We start from the raw sequence: 21,595 nt of genomic DNA on the forward strand, positions 1-21,595 counted from the left end.
AAAAAAACAGGCAGACCAAGATCTGCGATCTGCCTGAACCAATCAAAATATAAGAGAGCTCGTTGTTTAAACGTTTTAGCAACTAGTGCTTATGAACAATTTCTACTTCTTCTGGATGATACCAAAGGCTAGACGCGCCTATTAAGGCTGCCTCTTCTCCCAATAGCGCTTTAAACACGGGTATTTCTTTAAACTCATCACTTATTGATTCATGGAGACTACTCTCAAACAAATCATAAGCATTAGCAATATTCCCTCCCAGAATAATAGCCTCAGGATTCTCTGTTGCTATAAATTCATTTAAAAATTGTCCTAGATTCTGACCAAACTGCCTAAAGACTTCTGCAGCCAGGGGATCTGTTTCGGCAAGAGCAACAAGTACTCTGACATTAGTAACAACATTTCCGCTGAGCTCCTTATATTGTTTCAAAAACCAGCGAGTAGACAGATAGTCTTCTGCGATACTTTCTTTAAAAGGAGAATTCCAGCGGTCTGCATCAATAGCCATATTATCTGAATAAACCGAGGATCCTAATCCGGTACCCAATGTAAGCCCTATAATCCTTGAAAAACCCTTTCCTGCACCACCAAATGCTTCCCCCTGAAGAAAACAGGCGGCATCATTCATGAAACGAATCCTATCGGGACTTGTGCCAAGAGCTTTAGCAAGAAGTTCTTTTATATTCAAGCCATACAAAGAATCATACTTATCCTGATTCTTCACGAAGCAGATTCCTTTTTCGTAATCAAATGGCCCCGGCATGCCTATACCAATCTTAGTGATATTAATTTTCAATGATTCAAAAGCACCTTTTATTGCTTCGGTCCATGCCTGAATAATTTCATCCACCTCATCATGCGAATTTACATTATTTCTGGTCCAGGTGTCCTGAAGCACTTTCCTGGTATCCAGATCCACTAGTGCTGCAGTAATGTGAGAGCCCCCAATATCAACGCCCATCACTATTGAATTACTCATATGTAAAATTTATGTATAAAAATAAGTAGTAGCCCCCGTAATGATTTACTCTGCAAATTACATTTGGTATAACAATGGTTAGTCCTATAATTATACTCGGTGGTACTAACAAAAATAACGTTATAAAACGTTTTAGCAAATTAATTTTTAAAATAATGTTTCTTTAAAATTACTGCACCCTTCTTTTGATTCTATATGGAGGATATGCATATTCCAGGGAAACAACTAACAGTACAACCTAAATAATGATTTGCTCCCATGGTGTCTCAACAATCACTAATTGGGGCTTTTGAATTTCCCCATCCTGAAAGGCCCGAATTACATTAGTTAAAAACCCTGAATCTTCTCCTCGGGTAGTACTTAAGTGCCACCCCCCGCATTTGAACTCTTCGGAATTACAAGAAGGAATATTGCCTTGAACTATTAATATAAGATTTAGTGGCAGGTTTGCAGGTAATGACCTTAACTCCTTCATTAAAAGGTCAGAAGCGGGAACAATAGCGAAGACAAGAGATCCTTCGCGGCATCTTAATTTTTCCTGCGCCAGATGTAAGCCTCTATTTAAAATATTTGAAGAATTATCCTTTACCACAACCACCCCTCCTTCTTCACAAATTAAACTTTCACCTTTTTTCGCTAACTCTGGTGGATTATTACCAGCTAAAATAGGCTCGAGAAAGGTTGAATACCTCCAGGAGACGAGAAGCAAATGGAATTGTTCCTCTTCTTGTTTGATAAATTCACTTAAATACAGAGGAATAAGAAAATTCATGCAGCAAATTGTTTTCCCCCGATATTCAAAGTTATTTGAGCGAAGTTCGCGGAATATAGTTCGTGCCTTATGTGTCAGTGTATCTTGCTTTATCATACGCTTTAAACAAATACAACAATCTTAGTAGCAGTAAATATACAAACTAAAAGGTTTTAGCAAAAGGCTTTATCAAAATTATTTCTCTCAATCTTTATTACTAACATTGAAATTAACCAAAAAAAAAGAGCACTGGGAGTGCTCTGTAACCAATTTATAAATCTGACACGACTGATGATGCCTGTTGCAATACATCTTTGCCAAATTAGAAGAGTGTGATTATCCGTTGCGAGGATACAGTGCAAATATAACAAGTAAAACCTTTTAGCAAAATACTTTGTTAAAATATTCTTGGCAGCCGCATTCCCTGCATCTCTTGTAAATAGGCCTTCTAACGTGTTATTTGAAGTCTTGCTACCCAACCGCCTCCGGTGGTCATACTTATTTTATGTTTCGTATTGCGGTTTACCTCAAGACTTTCCATTTTAAAGTCCTTCGCATTCCTGTCTGCATTTATTCCGTCTTTCCAAACGTCCATCTTATACTTTGCATTCCCCAGGAAAGACAGGTCGAGTTCTAAGTTACGTGCGGTCCAGTCGGTCATAGCTCCGATATACCAGTCGCCATTCTTTGCCTGTCGGGCAACTGCCACGTAATCACCCACTTTGGCCTGTAAGGGAATTGTTTTCACCCATTCAACTGGCACGGCGGATAAGAATTTCATACAATCGGGTTCTTTATAGTAATGCGTTGGAAGGTCGCAGAGCATCTGCAGCGGACTTTCAAAAACTACATACATCGCCATCTGATTACAACGGGTGCCGAGGGTCATGGGCTCCCCTCCTACTCCGGCGAAAGCATCTTTTTGTACATTTAACATTCCCCCCGGCGTAAAGTCCATTGGACCGGCAACCATACGGGTAAATGGTAAAGTGGTGGTATGTTCCGGATCAATGGCACCTGTAAACTTACTTATTTCATTGCCGAATACGCCTTCGGAGGTTAATACGTTGGGATAAGTCCTGATCCATCCGGTAGGTTTATAAGCCCCATGAAAGTCAACCATCATTTTCCTTGCAGCAGCAGCCCTGGATACCTTTTCGTAATAATTCACCATATCCTGATCGTCACGCTGCATAAAGTCGACCTTAATACCCTTGATTCCCCATTTGGCAAATTGATCGAGGGCCACATCCAATTGCTTATCCAAAACCAGCCAGCTTGTCCACAAGATAAGCTCAACGTTCCTGCTCTTTGCATACCTTGCCAGTTCTTCGACATTAATATCCGGAGATTGCTTTAGCAGATCACGGGTATCGCACCAACCCTCATCCAGCAAAACGTATTCGATCTTATTCTTCGAAGCAAAATCTATATAATATTTATAGGTGTCGTTATTGATCCCCGCCCGAAAGTCAACCCCGTAGATATTGTTATAATGCCACCAATCCCATTGAACTTTCCCTGGCTTCACCCAAGAATAATCACCAGCAGAAGGTTTTGCCAGTTGATAAACTAATTGGTTGCTTAATAAACCCTTATCTTCCTTCTCGATCATCACAATGCGCCAGGGAAAAGATTGAGGCCCGTTAATCTTAGCAATAAAATCCTCCCTCGAATTAACTTTTTCATCGCGATCACTGGTTACAGCTTTCTCTTTCGGATAATGTGGAAAGACTGCCCGGAGAGCTCCGTTTCCTTTACCCCGGAGCCACATACCCGCATAATTAAATAATCCTGATTCAGTCAGCAGCAGTTTTGTACCCTTTACCTCGAAGAGTGCGGGTAAGCTGGCCAGCTTCTTAGCATCAATACTGTCTATCCTGTAATTCTTATAGGTGCGTTCATTGTGAGAATAAAAATCGTCTTCCTGCGGATACCAGGATCTCCCTGTTCTATCTAAAGAAAATTCAGCTTTCTCGTCCACAACCTTGTAAGAACCGTTTCTGTTGCTGATCCAACGCCAGGCAATTCCATTGTTATATACCCTCCATTCGAGCGACAAGCTATTGCTGAAGTCGACGTGTAATTGATTGTAATTATCCTGAATAGAATTACTTTTCTGGTAGATAACAGGTTGAAGGACTGCGTTCCTTGAGCTGGTTTGACTTTTGCTGACCTTCCAGCTCTTTGCCTTGTCAAGATCTGTCTTAAACGCTATTTCCGACTTCCCAATTAATTCCCCGGATTCAGACTGCACAGAATAAAAAATGGATTCCCCAACAGAAACATCGAGTTGAATAGCCTTATCAGGAGAGGAGAGTGAGAACCTCTTTTGGGCAAATGTGACTGCAGTTCCCAACAACAGCCAACTTAATAAGAGTGTGTGTTTAAAAAGCATAGTATTCCAGGTTTTCGAACGCAGCCTTCCTTCACTACAATGCATGCATTGATCCCGGAGCTTCGTTCAGTTGGTATTGGTAGTTCAATTATGTAATATCAAAGGTAGGAACTAAAATGATTTAGCAAAATATTATGAAAAGTTTTTATGGAAGGTCAGAGATAGTTTTGAGAAGCAGATTTATTAAAATGCAAAGAATGCCTGCCCGGCGAACATTCTTTGCATCTTTATTTTACTGATCTGCTGGCATGATCGAAAACGAAAGTTTAGCCAGAGAAACAGGCACGAGATATTGCGGGAGCTGTATTGGTCCGCAACTTCCATTGCCAAGCCCCATCTGCTTATAATCCAAACTTAGGACTGTTTCTTTCCGCGGCTTCAGCTGATACAAATGGGCTGCAGTCCCGAGATCCTGGTCTGTATAAGGCAGGGCACTAAAGCTGAAATGGTCTTTAGCCTTGATCACTATTCCATCGCTATCGCTACCGGATAATTTCACCCATCTCACCTCTTCCCTGTTTCCCATGGCCTGTGGCTTTTCATATTGCTCCACCATTTCTGAAACTTTCCGGCTATACCTTCCAAAGGCTGCAGACTCCTTTCTGTCTATATAGTTTTCGTGTGGCCCCCGGCCATACCATTCCACCTGATCCAATCCTTCCTCCAAAAGCATCCTCATCCCCAACCGAGGCAGAAAAAGACTGGTTGTGTCGGGTTTAAAGGTAGCGTCAACATCTATCTTTCCGTTCCCACTAATGAGATAATTTATTTCCAAACCAACTTTGTAACCAGACCGGGAAATTGCTTTAGTCCTGGTACTAATTAACACTTGGTTCCTTCCTGTCTTCTTCGTCTGCAGATCCTCAAGTTCGAACTTAAGGCTATCGAAACCAAACTTCCTGGTATCGTACTCCGTGCCCCAGTCGCCCGTGTGGTCATTATCGATCATTGCACGATAAAGATTAAATTCAAGACCATTTGCTGCATCTCTGATAAAAACTTTGTTCCCATATTGCAGAAGCGAGATTTTACCAGAACCACGATCAAAACTTAATTTAAAACCTTCTCCTGCTACATGCACCTGTCTGTCTTCATCTGTAAGCTTTAAAGAGGGCGCCTTCTTTGAAGCAGGCAGGGAAACTTGCGGATGAGTATCAGGTAGCAGAAATTGTTCCCATGCAGCCCGGTGTCCCTGTTCAGACCATAATGAGCTCTCACGGGTGCGCGCTTGCAGCATCAGCCTATATTCAGCCCCTGGCTTAAGTAAAGATTGCTTAAATGGTATAGTAAGCTCGGTTGTAGCATTTGGAGCCAGATCTGTTGGAGGAAGCTCTCCATCCTCGATAGTTTTTCCATTTTCAGATAAAGACCAGAATAGGGAAAAATTATTCAGATCCAGGAAATCGTATTTATTGATGATCCTTATTTTCCGGCTGGCTATTCCAGCATCTTCAAATTTCAAGTACTGATAAACCTTCTTCACCTCCTCAAGCGCAGGTTTAACTTTACGGTCTGATGTTACCAGTCCCTTTATACTGAAAGTCCCATCATTAGGCCTGTCTCCGAAATCTCCACCGTAAGCGTAATACTTCCTTCCTAATCTATCTCCAGGTACCAGCTTTTCCAAACCCTGGTCCACCCATTCCCAAATACATCCGCCTATAAGACGATTATGGGATTCGATAGCATCCCAATATTCTTTCAGGTTTCCAACAGAATTTCCCATGGCGTGTGCATACTCGCACATAAAATAAGGTTTCTCGGAAGTCGCTTTCCCCCTCTCAATGATAAAGTCGACGGAAGGATACATATTCGATTCGATGTCCGCCACACTATTCCTGCCTTCATAGTGAATGGGCCGGGAAAGATCGAGGGCCCTGACTGCTTCCCGGGCAGCCACGAAGTTGTCTCCGCTTCCTGCTTCATTACCTAAAGACCATATAATAACTGATGGATGGTTCTTATCCCTTTCCACCATCCTAACCTCGCGGTCAATAATGGCCGCCCTCCAGGAAGGATAGGCCGAAATTCGTTGGTGTCCATGCGTTTCGTGGTTCGCTTCATCAAGGATATATAAGCCATAAGCATCGCAGAGTTTAAGCCATAGCGGGTCGTTAGGATAGTGACAGCTCCTGACGGTGTTGATATTATTTTGTTTCATCAGGCGGATGTCTTCAATCATACTCCCGGTGGTTACGGATTTACCCAGGGTTGGATGGATCTCATGCCGGTTCACTCCTTTAAGTAAGATGGGCTCTCCATTAACTAAGAGCTGACTGTTCTTAATCTCCACCTGTCTGAACCCGATCTTGGTACTCATCACTTCTTCATGATTGCCCTTACCCTCATTTAGGATCAGCACAGCAGTATAAAGATTAGGAATTTCAGCCGACCATAGCTTCGGCCGCTTTAGCTCCACAGCCAGTTCAAGCAATTTTTCTTCCTGAGGCTTCAATGCAGACAATGTTGCTGTCGCATTTCCATGGGTCGAAACCTCTCTTCCTTCAGCATCAAATAATTTAAGCTTAAGCGTAGCCACACTAGCTGATACCTTTCCATAATTCCTGAGTTTTATGGAGGAAAGAAGTTTAGCTGAAGTATAGTCCTCAGACAATTGTGGCTTCAGGAAAAAGTCCCGCATATGCAGTTTGGGAGTAGCATAAATATAAACCCGGCGGTGAATACCGCTGAACCGGGTCATATCCTGATCCTCGAGGTAACTCCCATCGCTATACTTATATACCTCTACTGCCAATAAATTATTGCCTTTTCTGATGTAAGGAGTTATATTGAATTCTGCAGCACTAAAACTGTTCTCGCTGTAACCCACCTTCTTGCCATTTACCCATAGGTACATCGCACTGATTACTCCATCGAAATTTATAAATACTTCACGGCCATCCCAGTTTTCCGGAATGTTGAATTCCCTCCTGTAAGAACCTACGGGATTTGGTTCCCTTGCTACTGTCCAATCAGCCGGCACCTTTCCCATCACCCAGGGAGGATCATTTTTAAAAGGATAGGTGATATTAGTATAGATGGGAGTACCGTAACCAAGCATTTCTAGGGTGGAAGGAACCGGGATCGATTTCCAGTTACCATCGTCAAAGTTCTCCTTATAAAAGTCCTTTACCCTGTCTTCAGGTTGCTTTGCCCAACTGAACTTCCACTCGCCATTAAGCGATTGATAAAGAGATGATCGCGTAATACTGCCCGTATCTGAGAATGAAGGATCATTACGAAGAGCGTTCTCAGAAGTAAAGGGAATATAGGTAGCATGAGGAGCCTCTTTATTTACTGCAAAGATCTCCTCATTTTCCCACTCGGTTTTCTTTTCTCTTTTAGGAATAAGAAAGTTCTCCTTTAAAGCTTTTATAGTCCAAAATTGTGTACGGTCTGATGGATCAGGTTTAGTCTGGTAAAGAACAGAACGACCGTCTGTCAGTCGCACAGAGAGATTCATTCCGCTTGAAATGCTTGTGAAGGAAAAATTCCCATCGGCATTCTTCTTCAGCAGCCATTGCTGATTCCGGTTTTCAGGTTCACTATCCCAAAGCACCGCAGCTCCTTCAACTCCAGCTCCAAAATTGCCATTGTCTAGATTTTTTGGAGCCTTTATTGTTCCAAGGCAATAAAGGTCGTTTCCCAGCCGGGTTAAGGTAAAGGCCTGAGAGCTCTTTTTCTGATCTTGCTTTGATAAAGAAATCTGGCTCAGATTTTCAGGGTTTTCTCCAACATCAGCAACCGTCCCTACGGCGCTTATAAGATTGTATTGCTTCGTTTTGTCAAATACCTGCCCGGATGCAGGACTTACAGCAAAAGAAAAAGTTAGCGAAAAAAACAACAGACAGAACGATCGTTCGAAGTTTATCATGGTGTGTGATTATAGCGGTTGAAATACAGCAGAAATTCAATTTATTCCTGAAGGCCTAGCAAAGATATAGGGAGGAAAGTTAGAGTTTTAGCACTTAAAGAATTAAATATTGTACTATCCTTCCGATCCTATCTCATTTCATTCAACACAAGCGCTGGCCGGAGAATACAAAACTAAAACACAATAATACCATGCAGTAACAAGTCTAAGTAGTACCTTTAAGGCTGTAGTTAACAACAGAATCACTGATCATGCTGGTACGATTCGGGTAAATCAGCGTAATTCGACTTCATTCAATTCGTGCTAATTAGCGTAGTTAGCGTAATTCGTGTTCATTAAATTCGTGTTCATTAAATTCGTCCCTATATGAGATCTCTCCTCTTAGCTTCTTTATTCCCCCTCAGCCTTCCAGTATTTGCTCAGCAGCAAGACAATGATTCTATAGCCTTGCGTCGCTTGTCTACAGAAGTACTTACACATAGTAAAGCATATGCTAATCTAAGAGAACTTACTAAGACAATAGGTGGCCGCTTAGCAGGCTCTCCGCAGATGATAAAGGCAGAGAAATGGGGAGAAAAAGTATTGAGAGAGGCAGGAGCCGATAGGGTCTATACTCAGGCCTGCCAGGTTCCCCACTGGGTAAGAGGAGCTAAAGAAGAGGCAAGTATGATCTCAGCTCGCGGAAATAAACGTATTCCACTAAATGTACTAGCCCTAGGTAATTCGCTTGGCAGCAGCCCTGCAGGTATTACTGCTCCTGTAATAGAAGTCTCTTCCTTTGAAGACCTGGAAGCAAAGAAGGAGCAAGTAAAAGGTAAAATCGTATTCTATAATTATCATTTCCGGCCCGAGTTCATCCGGACTTTCGAATCGTATGGAGATGCAGTAAAATATAGGGGACAAGGGGCCAGCCGGGCGGCAAAATATGGGGCAGCGGCGGTTATAGTACGATCTATGACTCATGGCGCGAATAACTTCCCTCATACTGGTTCTCTGCGGTATGAAGAAGGCCTTCCAAAGATACCGGCCGTTGCAATCGGACTGGAAGACGCAGATCTCCTAAGCAAATCCCTTAAGAATGAGACCGGCCTGAAGCTCTACTTGAGAACAAACTGTAAAATGCTACCTGAGGTAGAAGGGCATAATGTGATCGGCGAGATTAAGGGCACTGAATTTCCAGACCAGATCATTACAGTTGGTGGCCACCTGGATTCCTGGGATGTAAATGAAGGCGCCCATGACGACGGTACAGGCTGCGTGCAAGCTGTGGAAGTACTCCGCGCATTCAAAGCGTTGGGCATTAAACCGAAGCGTACCATACGTGTTGTGATGTTCGCCAACGAAGAAAATGGTGCCCGCGGGGGGTTGAAATATGCCGAAATAGCCAAAGCTAAGGCAGAGCAACATGTTTTCGCATTAGAAAGTGATGCCGGTGGTTTTACACCACGTGGTTTTGGCTTTAGCATGCCGAAGGAGAAACAAGATAAGATCATCTCCTGGACTCCTCTGTTCCGCCCTTATGATGTATATGATTTTACCACTCAGGGCGGAGGTGTCGACGTAGGAAAACTCGCGGAAGCCATAGGCACACCAATTGGCGAATTACTTCCCGACTCTCAGCGCTATTTCGACCTGCATCATGCAGCAAACGATACTTTCGAGACGGTGAACAAGAGAGAACTTGAACTAGGAGCATTTTCAATGGCCGGGCTCATCTATTTGATTGATAAGTATGGGTTGTAGAATAAGATCTTCAACCCCTGATCACTCCAGTAGGGCTGCTGCTGTCCATAACACAGGTGCCTGGCCATGCATATCTCCGGTCAATCGCTTTCTATCCAGGTAGAACTGACGGTCATTCTTTTTATTTGTGCCTTCACATACATCGCGCACATCACCGTTTTCTTCAACAAGATCCACCAGCGCGATCCATGCTTTCCTTGCAGCAGGAGCATATTTCTCATCTTTAAGCCATCCACGCTTCACGCCACTAACCATAGCATAAGCAAACATGGCTGTTCCTGAACTTTCGGTCCAGCAATCTTCATCATCAATCAGCTGCCGCCACATCCCTTTCTCTGTCTGGTAGCGCAACAAGGTGCCCATCATTTTTTGGTAACCCTCAAGGATGCGCTTTCTATTTGGATTGCTTTCCGGAAGCGATTTTAGTATCTCGGTCATACCAGCAGCCATCCATCCATTCCCTCTTGCCCAATAGAAAGGGACGTCGGGCGCATGATAAAACAGGCCGTTCGGTTTTTGCAATGAGTCGAGATACAAGACCATTTCCCTTGCAGCCCGGTCTATATATTTCTTATTCTCTGTAGCCCTGAACGCTTGCACTTGTACCGCGTTGATCATGAACATATCATCTATCCATAAACGAGTTTGCCAGCTATAGCCCTTTTCCGCAAAGGCAAGTCCTTCCTTCGGGATCACCTGTCCTTCGGGCTTGTCCCATTGCTTATCAGCATATTCCCTGCCGAAATTGAGATAACTCTTCTTCCCCGTCTGCAGATATAGTTGCAATGGAAGGGCGCCAAATACAGTATAATCGACATGATTTGGAACGGGAAGCAGCGCCGATTCTTCCTCAACCAATTTCACATATCTCTTCTCCAATTCCGCTGTAAGTCGCGGAATCCTACCGGCCCTGCTAAATTTAAGAGCCCCAAACCAGGTACAAACTTCTGGATAGGTTACGAATTTAGGAGGCTCCGCACGTCCGTAATTGGTATGCGGACTCTGAAGAAAACGAAGGCTTAGCTTATTTCCTACCTCCAAAGGACTGTATCCTTTTTTCCAATTTCCCCAAATTTTGGAGGGGCTTTGCGCCTGGCAAGTGAAAATGATTAAAAAGAGAATGACGAAGCTGAAAAGTCTTTTTAGCATCTTAGTATAATTTTCCTAACTGTTCAAACTGAAAATGTTCTCCATCAGCATCCATTTCTCCCCTCGCTCAGCGCCGGGAAGGGCTTGCTGATATTTCCACATCAACTCTTCCCATTCCTGCACTTTAGGATTGGATGCATCCATTGCAGATTTTCTTTCGAAGCTGAAAGAATCATCTGCAGTGATAATCATAAATAAGCGGTTCGAATAACAAAAGATCTCCAGATCGGTGATCCCGCTGGCCCTGATACTTTCTTTAACTTCATCCCATACTTTTTTATGCCAGGAAATATATTCGTTAATCAAAGTCTGATCCTGTTTCAGATCCAGTGTCAAATAATACTTCTTCATGAGCTAAGCTATTTTAGGGTTAGTTCTATTTTAAATAAGGAGCTATTGCTGCTGCCCAAAGCTGGTATCCCTGAGCATTCATATGAATGCCATCAGAAACAAAGATCTCTGGTTTTGGATTTCCGTCTTCCTTCAGCAAGGGACTAAAAACATCTATAAACTGAGCTCTTTTCCTTAACAGCATAAAGGCCTTCATCTGCTCATTCAGCTCCTTTATCTGAGGAACTAATTGCAGTCGGGCGGGACTTGGTTTTACAGAAAGGACGCTCACCGTTGCCTTGGGATACTTCTCCTGGTAATGAATTATGATTTGTTTTAGGTCCCCCACTACTCTGTCTACCGTTTTACCTGAAGCAAGGTCATTGTCACCTTCATATATCAGGATCTGTTTAATTTTATGCTTCCCGGTTATGCGATCGGCGTACTCCAACAGATCGCTGGCTTGCGAACCTCCAAAGCCGCGGTTTAATACTTGTTTATCAGGAAAGTATGAAGAGAGGTTTTCCCAGCGTCGGATGGATGAGCTACCAGTGAAAAGGATTAGCTTCTTTTTTAAGGGCTTCTGGGCGTCTTCTTGTTCAAAGGCAGTTATTTCTTTTTCCCAGCGCGATCCTGTTTGTGCATAACCAGCCATCACAAAGGCCAACAACAGGGAAAGGACTACGAGTTTCTTCATATTTTTAGTTTAAAATAAGTTCAATAACAGGAATCTCCACCTCGGGACTACGTACCGGAAGCTCCAGGATCACATCATTCTCTCCCGTAGTTTCCGTGGTGTGACTCCCTGGCTTAATATCGGATTTAAATTTAATTTCTGAACCATCGTTCAACAACTGAGCGTACTTAAACTTCCCCTTGTAATCTTTCAAGTGCAAGGATTTGAAGGGCCAGGATAATACATGGATATATAACCGCTTTGTAACCGGGTTATAGGTTAGAAGACAGTTATCCGGCTTTGCAAAAATGGCAGGGGCTTGGGTGCAGCCATAAATGGAGCGGTTATTTAACTTCATCCAATTGCCTATCGCCGTCAATCTTTCGTCGGCTTTCTCCTCAAATAATCCTCTTGCTGTAGGGCCGACATTCAATAGCAAATTTCCACCTTTACTTACGGTTTCAATCAACATGGCAATGAGCTGCTTCTCCGACTTCCATGAATATTCGTCGCGATTATAACCCCATGAACCCGAAAAGGTCTGGCAGGTCTCCCAGGGTATATTTTTTCCACTGATACTGGGCCAGCTAGCTGGCATAAATTGCTCAGGAGTTTTATAGTCCCAGCCCCAGCTGGTTTCACTTAGGTCCAGGCGGTCATTTACGATGATGCCCGGCTGCAGTTTCCTGACAAGTTTAAGCAAGCCCTCAGAATCCCAGTCATCGCGACCTTTACCATTTACGCCAGGATAGGAATAATCGAAGAATAGCTCATCAATCTTTCCAAACTGGGTAAGCAATTCAGTCACCTGATCCTTCAGATACTGCTGGTATTTTTTCATATCGCGTTGCTGGTTTAAAGAAGCGACGTTTTTTTCTTCGCGAAGCGGGTGGTTCCTGTCTATAGTAAAATGAGGATGGTTCCAGTCGATCAGGGAATAGTAAAAGCCAACCTTTATCCCTTCTGCTCTCAGGGCATTGACCAGTGGCTTTAGAAGGTCCTTCCCTGCTGGTGTTTTTGTGGCTTTAAACTCTGTATACTTCGAATCCCATAAACAAAATCCTTCATGATGCTTAGTAGTGATCACTACGTACTTCATTCCTGCCTGTCTTGCTTTTTTTGCCCAGGCTATAGGATCGTACAAGTCGGGATTAAATATTTCGAAGTATTTCCGGTACTCCTCTCCATTCATTTTCTCCCTATTTTGTACCCATTCGTGCCTGGCAGCAGCAGAGTATAGGCCCCAGTGAATGAACATCCCGAAGCGGGCATCCCTCCACCACTCCATACGCTGGTTTTTCTGACTCTCAGTTTCCCTGGGCCATGCCGGACTATCCGGGCTACGGGACTCTTGTGCGTCTACATGATGAAGACTCGAAGCCAATAAAATGCTAAATGCTATTTTTCTTATAAAATGTGTTTTACCCATGTTAATTTCAGTTAAGAGGCTGATCTTTTCTTTCAAGCTTTACCGGAGATACTCCTTCAGCCTTTAGTTGTCCGGTAAGTACTTTAACAACGGCATTATGCATTTCCGGGCCATTTGAATAAGCATTTATACAAGTATTAACCCGTTCAAAATATTCGTTCAACAAATAAGGACTTCCAAAGGAAACAACGATCACTTTGTCTTTGGGCATCGCATTTACTCCCCAGGCCGTCTGCGCCTCATCGTCGTACAATTGCAATGGCCCGAATGGTGTATGGGTTTGACGGACAACAGCAACAATTACTTTATCGTACTTCGTGCTTACATCTTCCGTCCATCCCTGAGTTTCATATAACAAGTTTCGTTGGAAATCTACTGAAAATCCTTCTTTTTCCAGACCCGCAGCAAAGTTCTTTAACACTTCCAGGCCCCCGTCACCCCCTTTGCGACTGTCGGTGGTGACTGCTATCACTAATATCTTTTTTGTCTTTGAAGGGCTGAGAGGGATGGTCGAATTTCGATCGCGTACCAGGGTAACTGCCTTCTCCGAGATTCCCCGTGCGGTAGCGGCCGAGCTAAGTTTTTCTTCCCGAGTCATTTCCCTGATCAGCTGATTATCTTTATTCATCAAACCATATTTTTTCTTCATAGCCCATATACGGCTTACAGCATCATCCAATCGGGCCATTGGTATTTCTCCACGCTTTATCCGGGCTTCAACAGTGTCTAAGAACTCGTACGAGGGCCATAAAAGTACATCTACCCCGGCAAGAAAGCTTTGAATCTCTCCTTCCAGCTGATTAGGGTACCAACCCCTGAATCCTCCCATGGTCATAGCATCAGAAACGATCACTCCCTTAAAATTCATTTCCTCTTTAAGAAGATTTGTAAGCAATTCGCGAGAAAGTGTGGCAGGCGGGAAGAAACCATTCAATTTCTGTTTCTGATAGGACGGCAAGGTAATATGCCCCGGCATAATGGCCGCCACGCCTGTGTCGATCAGCGCCTGAAATACCTTTCCGTGATACTGTCTCCATTGCTCCATACTTAAAGAATTCGAAGTTGTGGTAAGGTGCTGATCCCGGCTATCTATTCCATCTCCCGGAAAATGTTTTATAGTGGCTGCCACCCCATTATCCTGTAAACCTTTTATTTGCCTGCTTAACAAGCGGATCGCCTTGTCTGGATCATCAGATATGGCCCTTGTGTTTACAATGGGATTTAAAGGATTGATACTAAGATCAGCAACAGGATGAAGTACCCACTTTACTCCCAGGGATTTCGCTTCCTTCGCCAGGCTCACACCATACTCATAGGTAAGCCTGGGTGAGTTTGCAGCCCCTAGTGCCATTTCCCTTGGCAGGGAAGTCATCCCCGGAAGAGAAATGCCATTCTCGTAATCCTGCTGAAACAGCAGGGGAAGTTTGCTGGCCGCTTGATAGGCAAGTACCGATTTCTTCAGATGCTCCACCTTTTGGTTTTCGGGCACATTAACGAAGAGTTTCCAGCCCATGAAAAAACCAGTAACAGGATATTTTTTAAAGAAAGTTTCCAGGCTTCCGTTTCCCAGACGCAGTTCCGATTCCCTGTCGGGAAGCATCAGCATGGTCTGCCCTATCTTCTCCCGTAAGCTTAATTTCTTCCAATCGTCACTGGTTCGTTCCTTTTTTGATTGAGCAAAAGAAGTGCAGGCCAATACCAAAAGGTATGTGGTAAGTTTAAATCTCATGAATATTTTTTTTTAGAAAGATTATTTAATCAGCTGATCCTCATCCCATTCATTTCCTGCCTTTCCCCGGTTTTGTAAACCTCCTGTCTCCTTGCGTGAAGGCAGAGCCATGCGGAACAGATCCTTCCGGAGACCGACGGCAGGAAGAACAGAATTTAGCTTTGGAAATTTCTCAAGGATTGCCCGATTACTCGTTGTAAAGTCGAGCATTTCACTATTCGTAAAAGACGCCTGTTCAAGGCTCGAAACTTCCAGGTTCCCCCTGATCTGTACATCGCCATGCTTCGGTTTAAGATAAGGGCCGCATTGCACGGAAACATTATCTATTAAAGCACAACCGTTAGGATATTCGGGATGCCAGGCCGGGTTAAAAATATCAGACCATAAGTTCGTTTTCAGTCCATACTCGGCCATTATCCTCTTACCATAAGACTTCCAGGGTTCCTGCAATGGATTCATTTCCAGAAGCCGGCTTTCATAAGGGCTGCCTAACTTATAGTTCCGGGCAATTCCCCTGTCGTCAATCCCTTGATCCTTACAGCGGATGAAAAGATTATTCTTTGCAATATTGCTATGTCCGCCGCCGAATTTGATCGCGTCAATAGCATCATAAACGATGTTGTTGTAAAAAATATCCCCACTGTCACCATCATCACAATAGAAGCCGTTCGAGCGGTTTATATGGTGGATAAAATTGTAGCGAAAGATATTGCCGTAGGTACTCCAGCCACCGTAATTGTAAAAAGCGCCATTATCACTCTCGCCAAGGGCGATGTTATGAACTTCATTGTATTCGAAGATACAGTTGTTCACCATGTCTGTCCTCACGGCACTCTTAGGCATATCGTGCATCAGGTTATGTCTGACCAAAATACCTACACTATTAGCCAATTGGATCGCCTCCCGAAAAGAAAGCTGGCCGATTTGATAGATATGATTATTCTCTACCATCACCCCCGAGTTCAGCAGCTGCTTTCTGTTGCCTGTATTCGCAATAAGAATCCCAGCCCCACCTGTCTGGAAAATGTCGTTACTTCTCAGCCGGTTATCCTTCCCTCCTTTTACTATCAGCCCATTATTCCCGACATTGCTTATTGAACAACCTGCAATCTGAATCCCGGAAGCATCGATAAGTTCCACACCATTCAAACGTGTACCAGATATTGAAAGTCCGCTAAATCTAAGGTTAGAACTGCCCGTTACTCTAATTCCAGGTTTATCTGTATCAGCTATCATGATGTCCAGGCTTTCTAATGCTGCCGGAGCATAAAAATAGATCTTCTGCTCATTTACGTCCAATGCCCATTCTCCCGGGTAATCTATCTCCTCAAGCAAATTGATCGCCCGCCACTTCTCTTTTCCCGTCCCGTTCCGCCATAAAGGGTTCTGACTAGCAATACTACTATATTTAGATCCCATTCCCCCATCGGGCTCCTCGCTCAATTGAATGGTATTGCTATTTATTTTAATACCTTCTACCTTTATTGTAAAAGGTTCCCAGGGCACACGCCAAAAGCCTTTGAGCCAAAGCTCATGACCTGATTTCAATGCTGCTTCCCAGCGCGCTGATCTTCCTGATCCGTCCAGGTCCAGTTCATTTACCTGGTCTTTATCTTCCGGTTTCCCTCCTGTACCATAAAAAAATGTTTTGTTGTCAAACGATCCATTGCAGGTTACCCAGCCTGGATCATTGTTATTTCTGATATTTTCTTCCGGATTTGGCCATTGCGAGAGTGGCTGCCTCCTATCATTGATAAAAAAATCGATTATATGCCAGCTGTCTGAAAAGCAATTGGCAGGTGCAAAACGGCGGGCATTGTGTAAATTCAGGCCCTTAAGGTCTATTTCGAACAGTTTCTCCGGATCAGCTTTTGGATGGATCCTCACCAGCGTCATCTTACTAATTGGCTTAACAAGATCCAGGGGTATAAGTCTGCCAGCAATTAGCTTAACCTTCCCTTTTTCTTCTGCTTCATATTGAATAGGCCCAATCGGGGTTCCGGAATCTTCCTTTGAAAATTCTAATCCTTCCGGCGTCAGATAATCTCCCTTTCCGATGATCACCTTAACACCTCCTGGCGGGAGAGTCCCCGAACCTTTCATCTTCCGGATCTTATTCCTGGCTGCTTCAATGGAATTTAATGGAGCGGTCTTGGTACCTGAATTATGGTCACTACCATTAACCGACACATACATAGTTAAACTCCTGTTCGTTTGACAGAACAAAGGCTTATCTCTGAAAAAGACTAAAGACAAGACACAGAGTAGAGCCTTGAAATAGAACAGCGATCTTTGTCTCCTGAAATTTAGAATCATTTGGTTAGTGATGTTTGAACTATGGGAACAAATGTATTTCTGATTCTTATTCCTGACCCCTGGAAATGTTGCAAAAAACATATTCAATCGTTCAAAATTCTACTTCCCTGGCTCTAATCAGGCTTTTGCTCTTTGAGGACATCGTTAAGATATTCTTTGGGAGATTTACCATATTGTTTCTTGAAGGAGGATGTAAATGAAGAAGGATTTTTGAAGCCTACTTCGTAAGCGATCTCTGATATGGAAAGCTTACGTTGCAGCAAGAGTTCCATTGAGTGCTTAATACGAACCTGGTATATAAGTTCGATGGGGGTTTGGCCGGTAATCGCTTTTAACTTCCTGAACAGGTGGCTGCGGCTCATAAAGACAGCTTCTCCCAGATCTTCAACAGAAAACTCCTCGTTGCTCAAATTCGCATTGATAGTATCCAGCACTTTTTGCAAGAACTGTTCATCCAGAGGGTTCTTAGCGATGTCCTTTGGAATAACCACTCCATCTCCTTTATATTTTTCAATCAGCCGGCGTTGCGATTCAAGGAGCTTTTCTGCTTTTACCTTCAGTATTTCAGGATGAAAAGGTTTCGAAATATAATCGTCGGCGCCGGTTTGCAAACCCTGTAATTTGTCTTCATCTGTTGATTTTGCAGTTAACAGGATAAAGGGAATATGGCTTGTCTTCAGGTCCGACTTCAACAGCCTGCATAATTCCATTCCAGTCATTTGCGGCATCATCAGATCGCTGATGATCAGATCGGGCTCCTCATCCTTTAGTTTCTCAAGTGCGTCATTACCATTAATGGCTCTTCTTACTTGGTAATTCGAATCAAAAAGTAAAGTCAGATAATCCAGGATCTCCTTGTTATCCTCCACAATAAGCAATTTAGGTTTCTCATCCTTATTCGGGACTGTTGAAATACCGTCTGCAAGCGAACTATCGAAAACAAGTACCGGAGATTCGGCAAAGTAAAGATCATTAGCCGAAATTATCGGGGTAACATCCTTCCTGTATGGAAGTCTGACAGTAAAACTTGTTCCCTTCCCCGGACTGCTCTCAACCTCAATTTTCCCCCCATGAAGCTCTACCAGATTTTTCGTAAGCGCTAAACCTACTCCCGTACCTTTCTTATTATGTTCCGAGTAGAAGCGTTCAAAAATATGCGGCAACTCCTCCTCGGAAACACCCTTTCCGTTATCGCGGATAGTAACTGAAACTTCTTCCTGATCTGATTCGGCAGAGCTTAGGCCCGAAAGAATAAGCTGAATCTTTCCTCCTTCCGGGGTGAATTTGAACGAATTAGAAATTAGATTGTTCAGCACCATTTCAAGTTTGTCAGGATCAAAAGGAAGGATCCTTTCACCAAGTTGGTTAAGCAAACTGAATTCGATCTGGTTACGTTCGGCAAGAGGTTGAAAATTCACGAAAATAGCTTTCAGAAATCCACTAAGTTCCAGAGGTACAAGCTTTAATTTAAGCATACCCTGTTCGGCTTTCTGGAAGGTCATTAGCTCATCCAGCAACAACAGCAATTTTTTACAGTTTCTGTAAATGAAACTCACTTTCTGCTTTTCCTGGCTACCAAGGGTCTGGTTTGCCAGTAATTCCTCTACCGGAGCAGAAATCAGTGTAAGCGGGGTTCTGAATTCGTGAGAGATATTAGTAAAAAAATCAACCTTCATCTCGTTCAGTCTCTTCAGTTGTTCTTTCTCCATCTTCTGATACTCAATTTCCTGCCTATGCCTGGATTGAATAAGCACATACCTGATCAGAACATAGAGCAGGATGTTAAACAGGATCACATAAAGGACAATAGCCCACCAGGTCTTCCAGGGAGGTGGTAAGACCGTCACCTTTAAAACCGCCGGCTTTTTACTCCAATTATTCATATAATTTGCCGCCTTTACCTTGAAATAATAGGTACCTGCATCTAAATTGGTATAAGTGGCAGTTCTGGCAGAAGCATCAGCATTGATCCAGGTTTTATCAAAGCCCTCCATTTTGTAAGAGTACCTGTTTTGCTCAGGATTGGAATAATGCAGGGCGGTAAAACCGAGCGTGAATACGTTGTTATGGTAATTTAGCTTAATCTCCGGTATTGAGGAGAAACTTTCGTTCAATATGATATCATCATTAAAAACCTGTCCTATTTCAACAGGCTGGTTAAATAGCTTCAGCTCTGAAAGAGCCACTAAAGGCGCGTCTCCAGAATTGGGAATCTGCGAAGGATCAAATGCGATGAAGCCGTTGCTTGTACCGAAAAGGAATTCATGAGGACTTACTTTATAGCTACTACCGATGCTGAAATTAACATTGGAAAGGTATGTTTGAAAGGCTTCTCTACCCAAATCAAAGCGCGCAAGTCCTTTTATTGTAGATATCCATAAAATGCCACTATCATCGGCAATGATCCCATTGATCGATTTGTCAGGTAGCCCATCCTTTTCCGTGAACGTTTTAATATCGTAGGCAGCAGATTTATTTCGCCCAAGATCTATTTTATTTAAGCCGGCCTCTGTACCAGCCCAAATTACGTTAGCAGGATATTCAGTAATAGCTACTACGTTTGAACCTAACAATCTTTGCTTCTGGCTGGTCTTGTTGAAATGGAAATGCTTCCGGGTACGGGGATTAAAGTAAAGAAGGCCTCCGTTTTCAAATCCGAGCCATAAATTCCCTTTCGCATCCTCATAGATCTGACGTACAAAACCTCGTTTTATGATCTCTGGTACCCTGCGATCCCTCGAAAGATCAACCTTTTTGCCTGAAGGATCTATCAGTAACAATCCTTTATTGGTTCCTATCCATAAATTGTCCCTTGAATCGCGCAGGGTGGCAAAAGTAGCCTGATTATTTATGCCTGCAGTATAATTTTGAACGTCAGCCACAGAAATCCTAAGGCTTCCTCCTAATGTTCCTGCCCATAGCTCACCATTATTTACATAGAGGGATCGGTAGGCGTTCAGGGAAAACTGACCAGGGCCAAACTTGAGCCTGGCCGACCGCTGGGTATTCGTATTGTATTGGTAAAGGCCTGAGCTAGCAGTCCCAAGAAAAACATGGGTACCATCGGCGGAAGCAATACTTCTAACCTGATCTGCAGAATTAATACCTCGGAAGGTATAATATTGAAAAGCCAGCAAGTTAAGATCAGATTTGTTTAAGCCAAGCTCGGTGCCACACCAGAGCACCCCACTGCGGTCTATTAATGCTCTGTAAACTATGTTATTACTGATACTATTCTTATCGAGAGCATTGTTTCTAAACAACTCGAGAACAGGCTTTCTATTCAGGTTTTTTATCCTTCCCAGTCCCTCCTCGGTGCCCAGCCAAAGATCATTTTGCTGCCATAGCGCTACATCAAAAACCTGCAATCCTTTTAAAAGAGAACCATTCCCAACCTCGTCTTCAAGCCGCTTATAGCCTGTAAACTTGTTCTGCATTGCGTCAAACTCCAGCTTTATTATACCATCGGCCCCGGTTCCTACAAAGAGCGACTTATCAGCTTCCAGTAAAGACCAAACCCTGTCGCCATACGGATTTGGCTTAATATTGATCTTAAAAAGTTGTGCCTTACTTGTTTTAGTGTTAAATCGCACTATGCCCGAGTCGCAGGCAAGCCATAGACAATTCCCCCAGGAGGGCAAAAGTTTAGCTATACCGCCCTTTAGTGGGTAATTGCTGAAGGTCCTGATCTGGTTGTTGCCAGGATTGTATTCCAGCAAGCCCTTTGATGTTCCTATCCATAACTTCTTATCCAGATACAAAAGGGAGGAGATCGGAACCTGAGTACTTAAGGGCGAATTACCACCTCTCTTACCCAGGTCGATAAACTGTTCTGTACTTCTGTCAAACTTGCTTAATCCATATTTTGTACCGATAAAAAGATTACCTTTTTCATCCTCGGCAATTGCGTGAGCCCAGCTGGTGGTAATTGTGCTCGTAGCATGGTTGCTATAGAATTTTTTGAAAGTATATCCATCGAAGCGACAAAGACCATTCATAGTGCCTACCCATAAATATCCTTTGCTGTCCTGGAATATATTTCGAACCCGGTTATCCGGGAGCCCCTGACTGCTAAAATATTGCTCAAAGCGCACTCCGGGACTGACAACAGCTTCCTGTGCCCAAACCGATCGGATAGCAATATACGCTATGCTTAAAAAAGAAAATAAAAAGCGCCTTCCGCTCATGAAGTTTTCCCGTGAAAATATAATTTGTTTTTGG

At 43.4% G+C, this 21,595-nt stretch carries 12 protein-coding genes; 1 reads left to right on the top strand and 11 read right to left on the bottom strand.

Annotation, left to right across the window (positions count from 1 at the left end; translation table 11 throughout):
- Positions 1 to 82 precede the first annotated feature (82 nt).
- The 4 genes from J4N24_RS02850 to lacZ all read right to left on the bottom strand — a co-directional run bounded on the left by J4N24_RS02850 (position 83) and on the right by lacZ (position 8,002).
- The gene (locus J4N24_RS02850; RefSeq protein ID WP_207532116.1) at positions 83 to 979 is read right to left on the bottom strand and encodes an ROK family protein; all 897 of its coding nucleotides are present in this window, start codon (positions 977 to 979) and stop codon (positions 83 to 85) included.
- Positions 980 to 1,217: 238 nt separating this feature from the next.
- The gene (locus tag J4N24_RS02855; protein WP_207532117.1) at positions 1,218 to 1,751 is read right to left on the bottom strand and encodes a hypothetical protein; all 534 of its coding nucleotides are present in this window, start codon (positions 1,749 to 1,751) and stop codon (positions 1,218 to 1,220) included.
- 427 nt (positions 1,752 to 2,178) lie between these two features.
- Positions 2,179 to 4,128, bottom strand: coding sequence for a glycoside hydrolase family 97 protein (locus J4N24_RS02860; protein ID WP_207532118.1), 1,950 nt, complete (start codon positions 4,126 to 4,128; stop codon positions 2,179 to 2,181).
- A 232-nt stretch (positions 4,129 to 4,360) separates the two neighbouring features.
- Positions 4,361 to 8,002 carry a beta-galactosidase, LacZ type gene (lacZ, locus tag J4N24_RS02865; RefSeq protein WP_207532119.1) on the bottom strand — a complete coding sequence of 1,214 codons (3,642 nt, stop codon included), beginning with the start codon at positions 8,000 to 8,002 and terminating at the stop codon, positions 4,361 to 4,363.
- A gap of 366 nt (positions 8,003 to 8,368) precedes the next feature.
- On the opposite strand from lacZ, the gene J4N24_RS02870 reads away from it, so the two are divergent.
- The gene (locus J4N24_RS02870; RefSeq protein WP_207532120.1) at positions 8,369 to 9,745 is read left to right on the top strand and encodes a M20/M25/M40 family metallo-hydrolase; all 1,377 of its coding nucleotides are present in this window, start codon (positions 8,369 to 8,371) and stop codon (positions 9,743 to 9,745) included.
- A 21-nt stretch (positions 9,746 to 9,766) separates the two neighbouring features.
- Here J4N24_RS02870 and J4N24_RS02875 read toward each other — a convergent pair whose 3' ends face one another.
- The 7 genes from J4N24_RS02875 to J4N24_RS02905 all read right to left on the bottom strand — a co-directional run bounded on the left by J4N24_RS02875 (position 9,767) and on the right by J4N24_RS02905 (position 21,561).
- Entirely contained in the window at positions 9,767 to 10,894 is a 1,128-nt protein-coding gene (locus J4N24_RS02875) for a glycoside hydrolase family 88/105 protein (RefSeq protein WP_207532121.1), read from the bottom strand.
- Between the two features lie 15 nt (positions 10,895 to 10,909).
- Positions 10,910 to 11,245, bottom strand: coding sequence for an L-rhamnose mutarotase (locus J4N24_RS02880; protein ID WP_207532122.1), 336 nt, complete (start codon positions 11,243 to 11,245; stop codon positions 10,910 to 10,912).
- A 25-nt stretch (positions 11,246 to 11,270) separates the two neighbouring features.
- Entirely contained in the window at positions 11,271 to 11,921 is a 651-nt protein-coding gene (locus J4N24_RS02885) for an SGNH/GDSL hydrolase family protein (protein WP_207532123.1), read from the bottom strand.
- Between the two features lie 4 nt (positions 11,922 to 11,925).
- Entirely contained in the window at positions 11,926 to 13,329 is a 1,404-nt protein-coding gene (locus J4N24_RS02890) for an alpha-L-fucosidase (RefSeq protein WP_207532124.1), read from the bottom strand.
- Between the two features lie 7 nt (positions 13,330 to 13,336).
- A complete protein-coding gene (locus tag J4N24_RS02895; RefSeq protein WP_207532125.1) occupies positions 13,337 to 15,058 on the bottom strand; it encodes a glycoside hydrolase family 3 protein in 1,722 nt (573 codons plus the stop codon).
- Between the two features lie 21 nt (positions 15,059 to 15,079).
- Positions 15,080 to 17,374, bottom strand: a complete 2,295-nt coding sequence (locus J4N24_RS02900; RefSeq protein ID WP_207532126.1) for a right-handed parallel beta-helix repeat-containing protein — start codon at positions 17,372 to 17,374, stop codon at positions 15,080 to 15,082.
- Positions 17,375 to 17,487: 113 nt separating this feature from the next.
- The gene (locus tag J4N24_RS02905; protein WP_207532127.1) at positions 17,488 to 21,561 is read right to left on the bottom strand and encodes an ATP-binding protein; all 4,074 of its coding nucleotides are present in this window, start codon (positions 21,559 to 21,561) and stop codon (positions 17,488 to 17,490) included.
- Between the last annotated feature and the right edge of the window lie 34 nt (positions 21,562 to 21,595).

Origin of the sequence: Desertivirga arenae, from assembly GCF_017355785.1 — a bacterium.
Taxonomy (GTDB): Bacteria; Bacteroidota; Bacteroidia; order Sphingobacteriales; family Sphingobacteriaceae; genus Desertivirga; species Desertivirga arenae.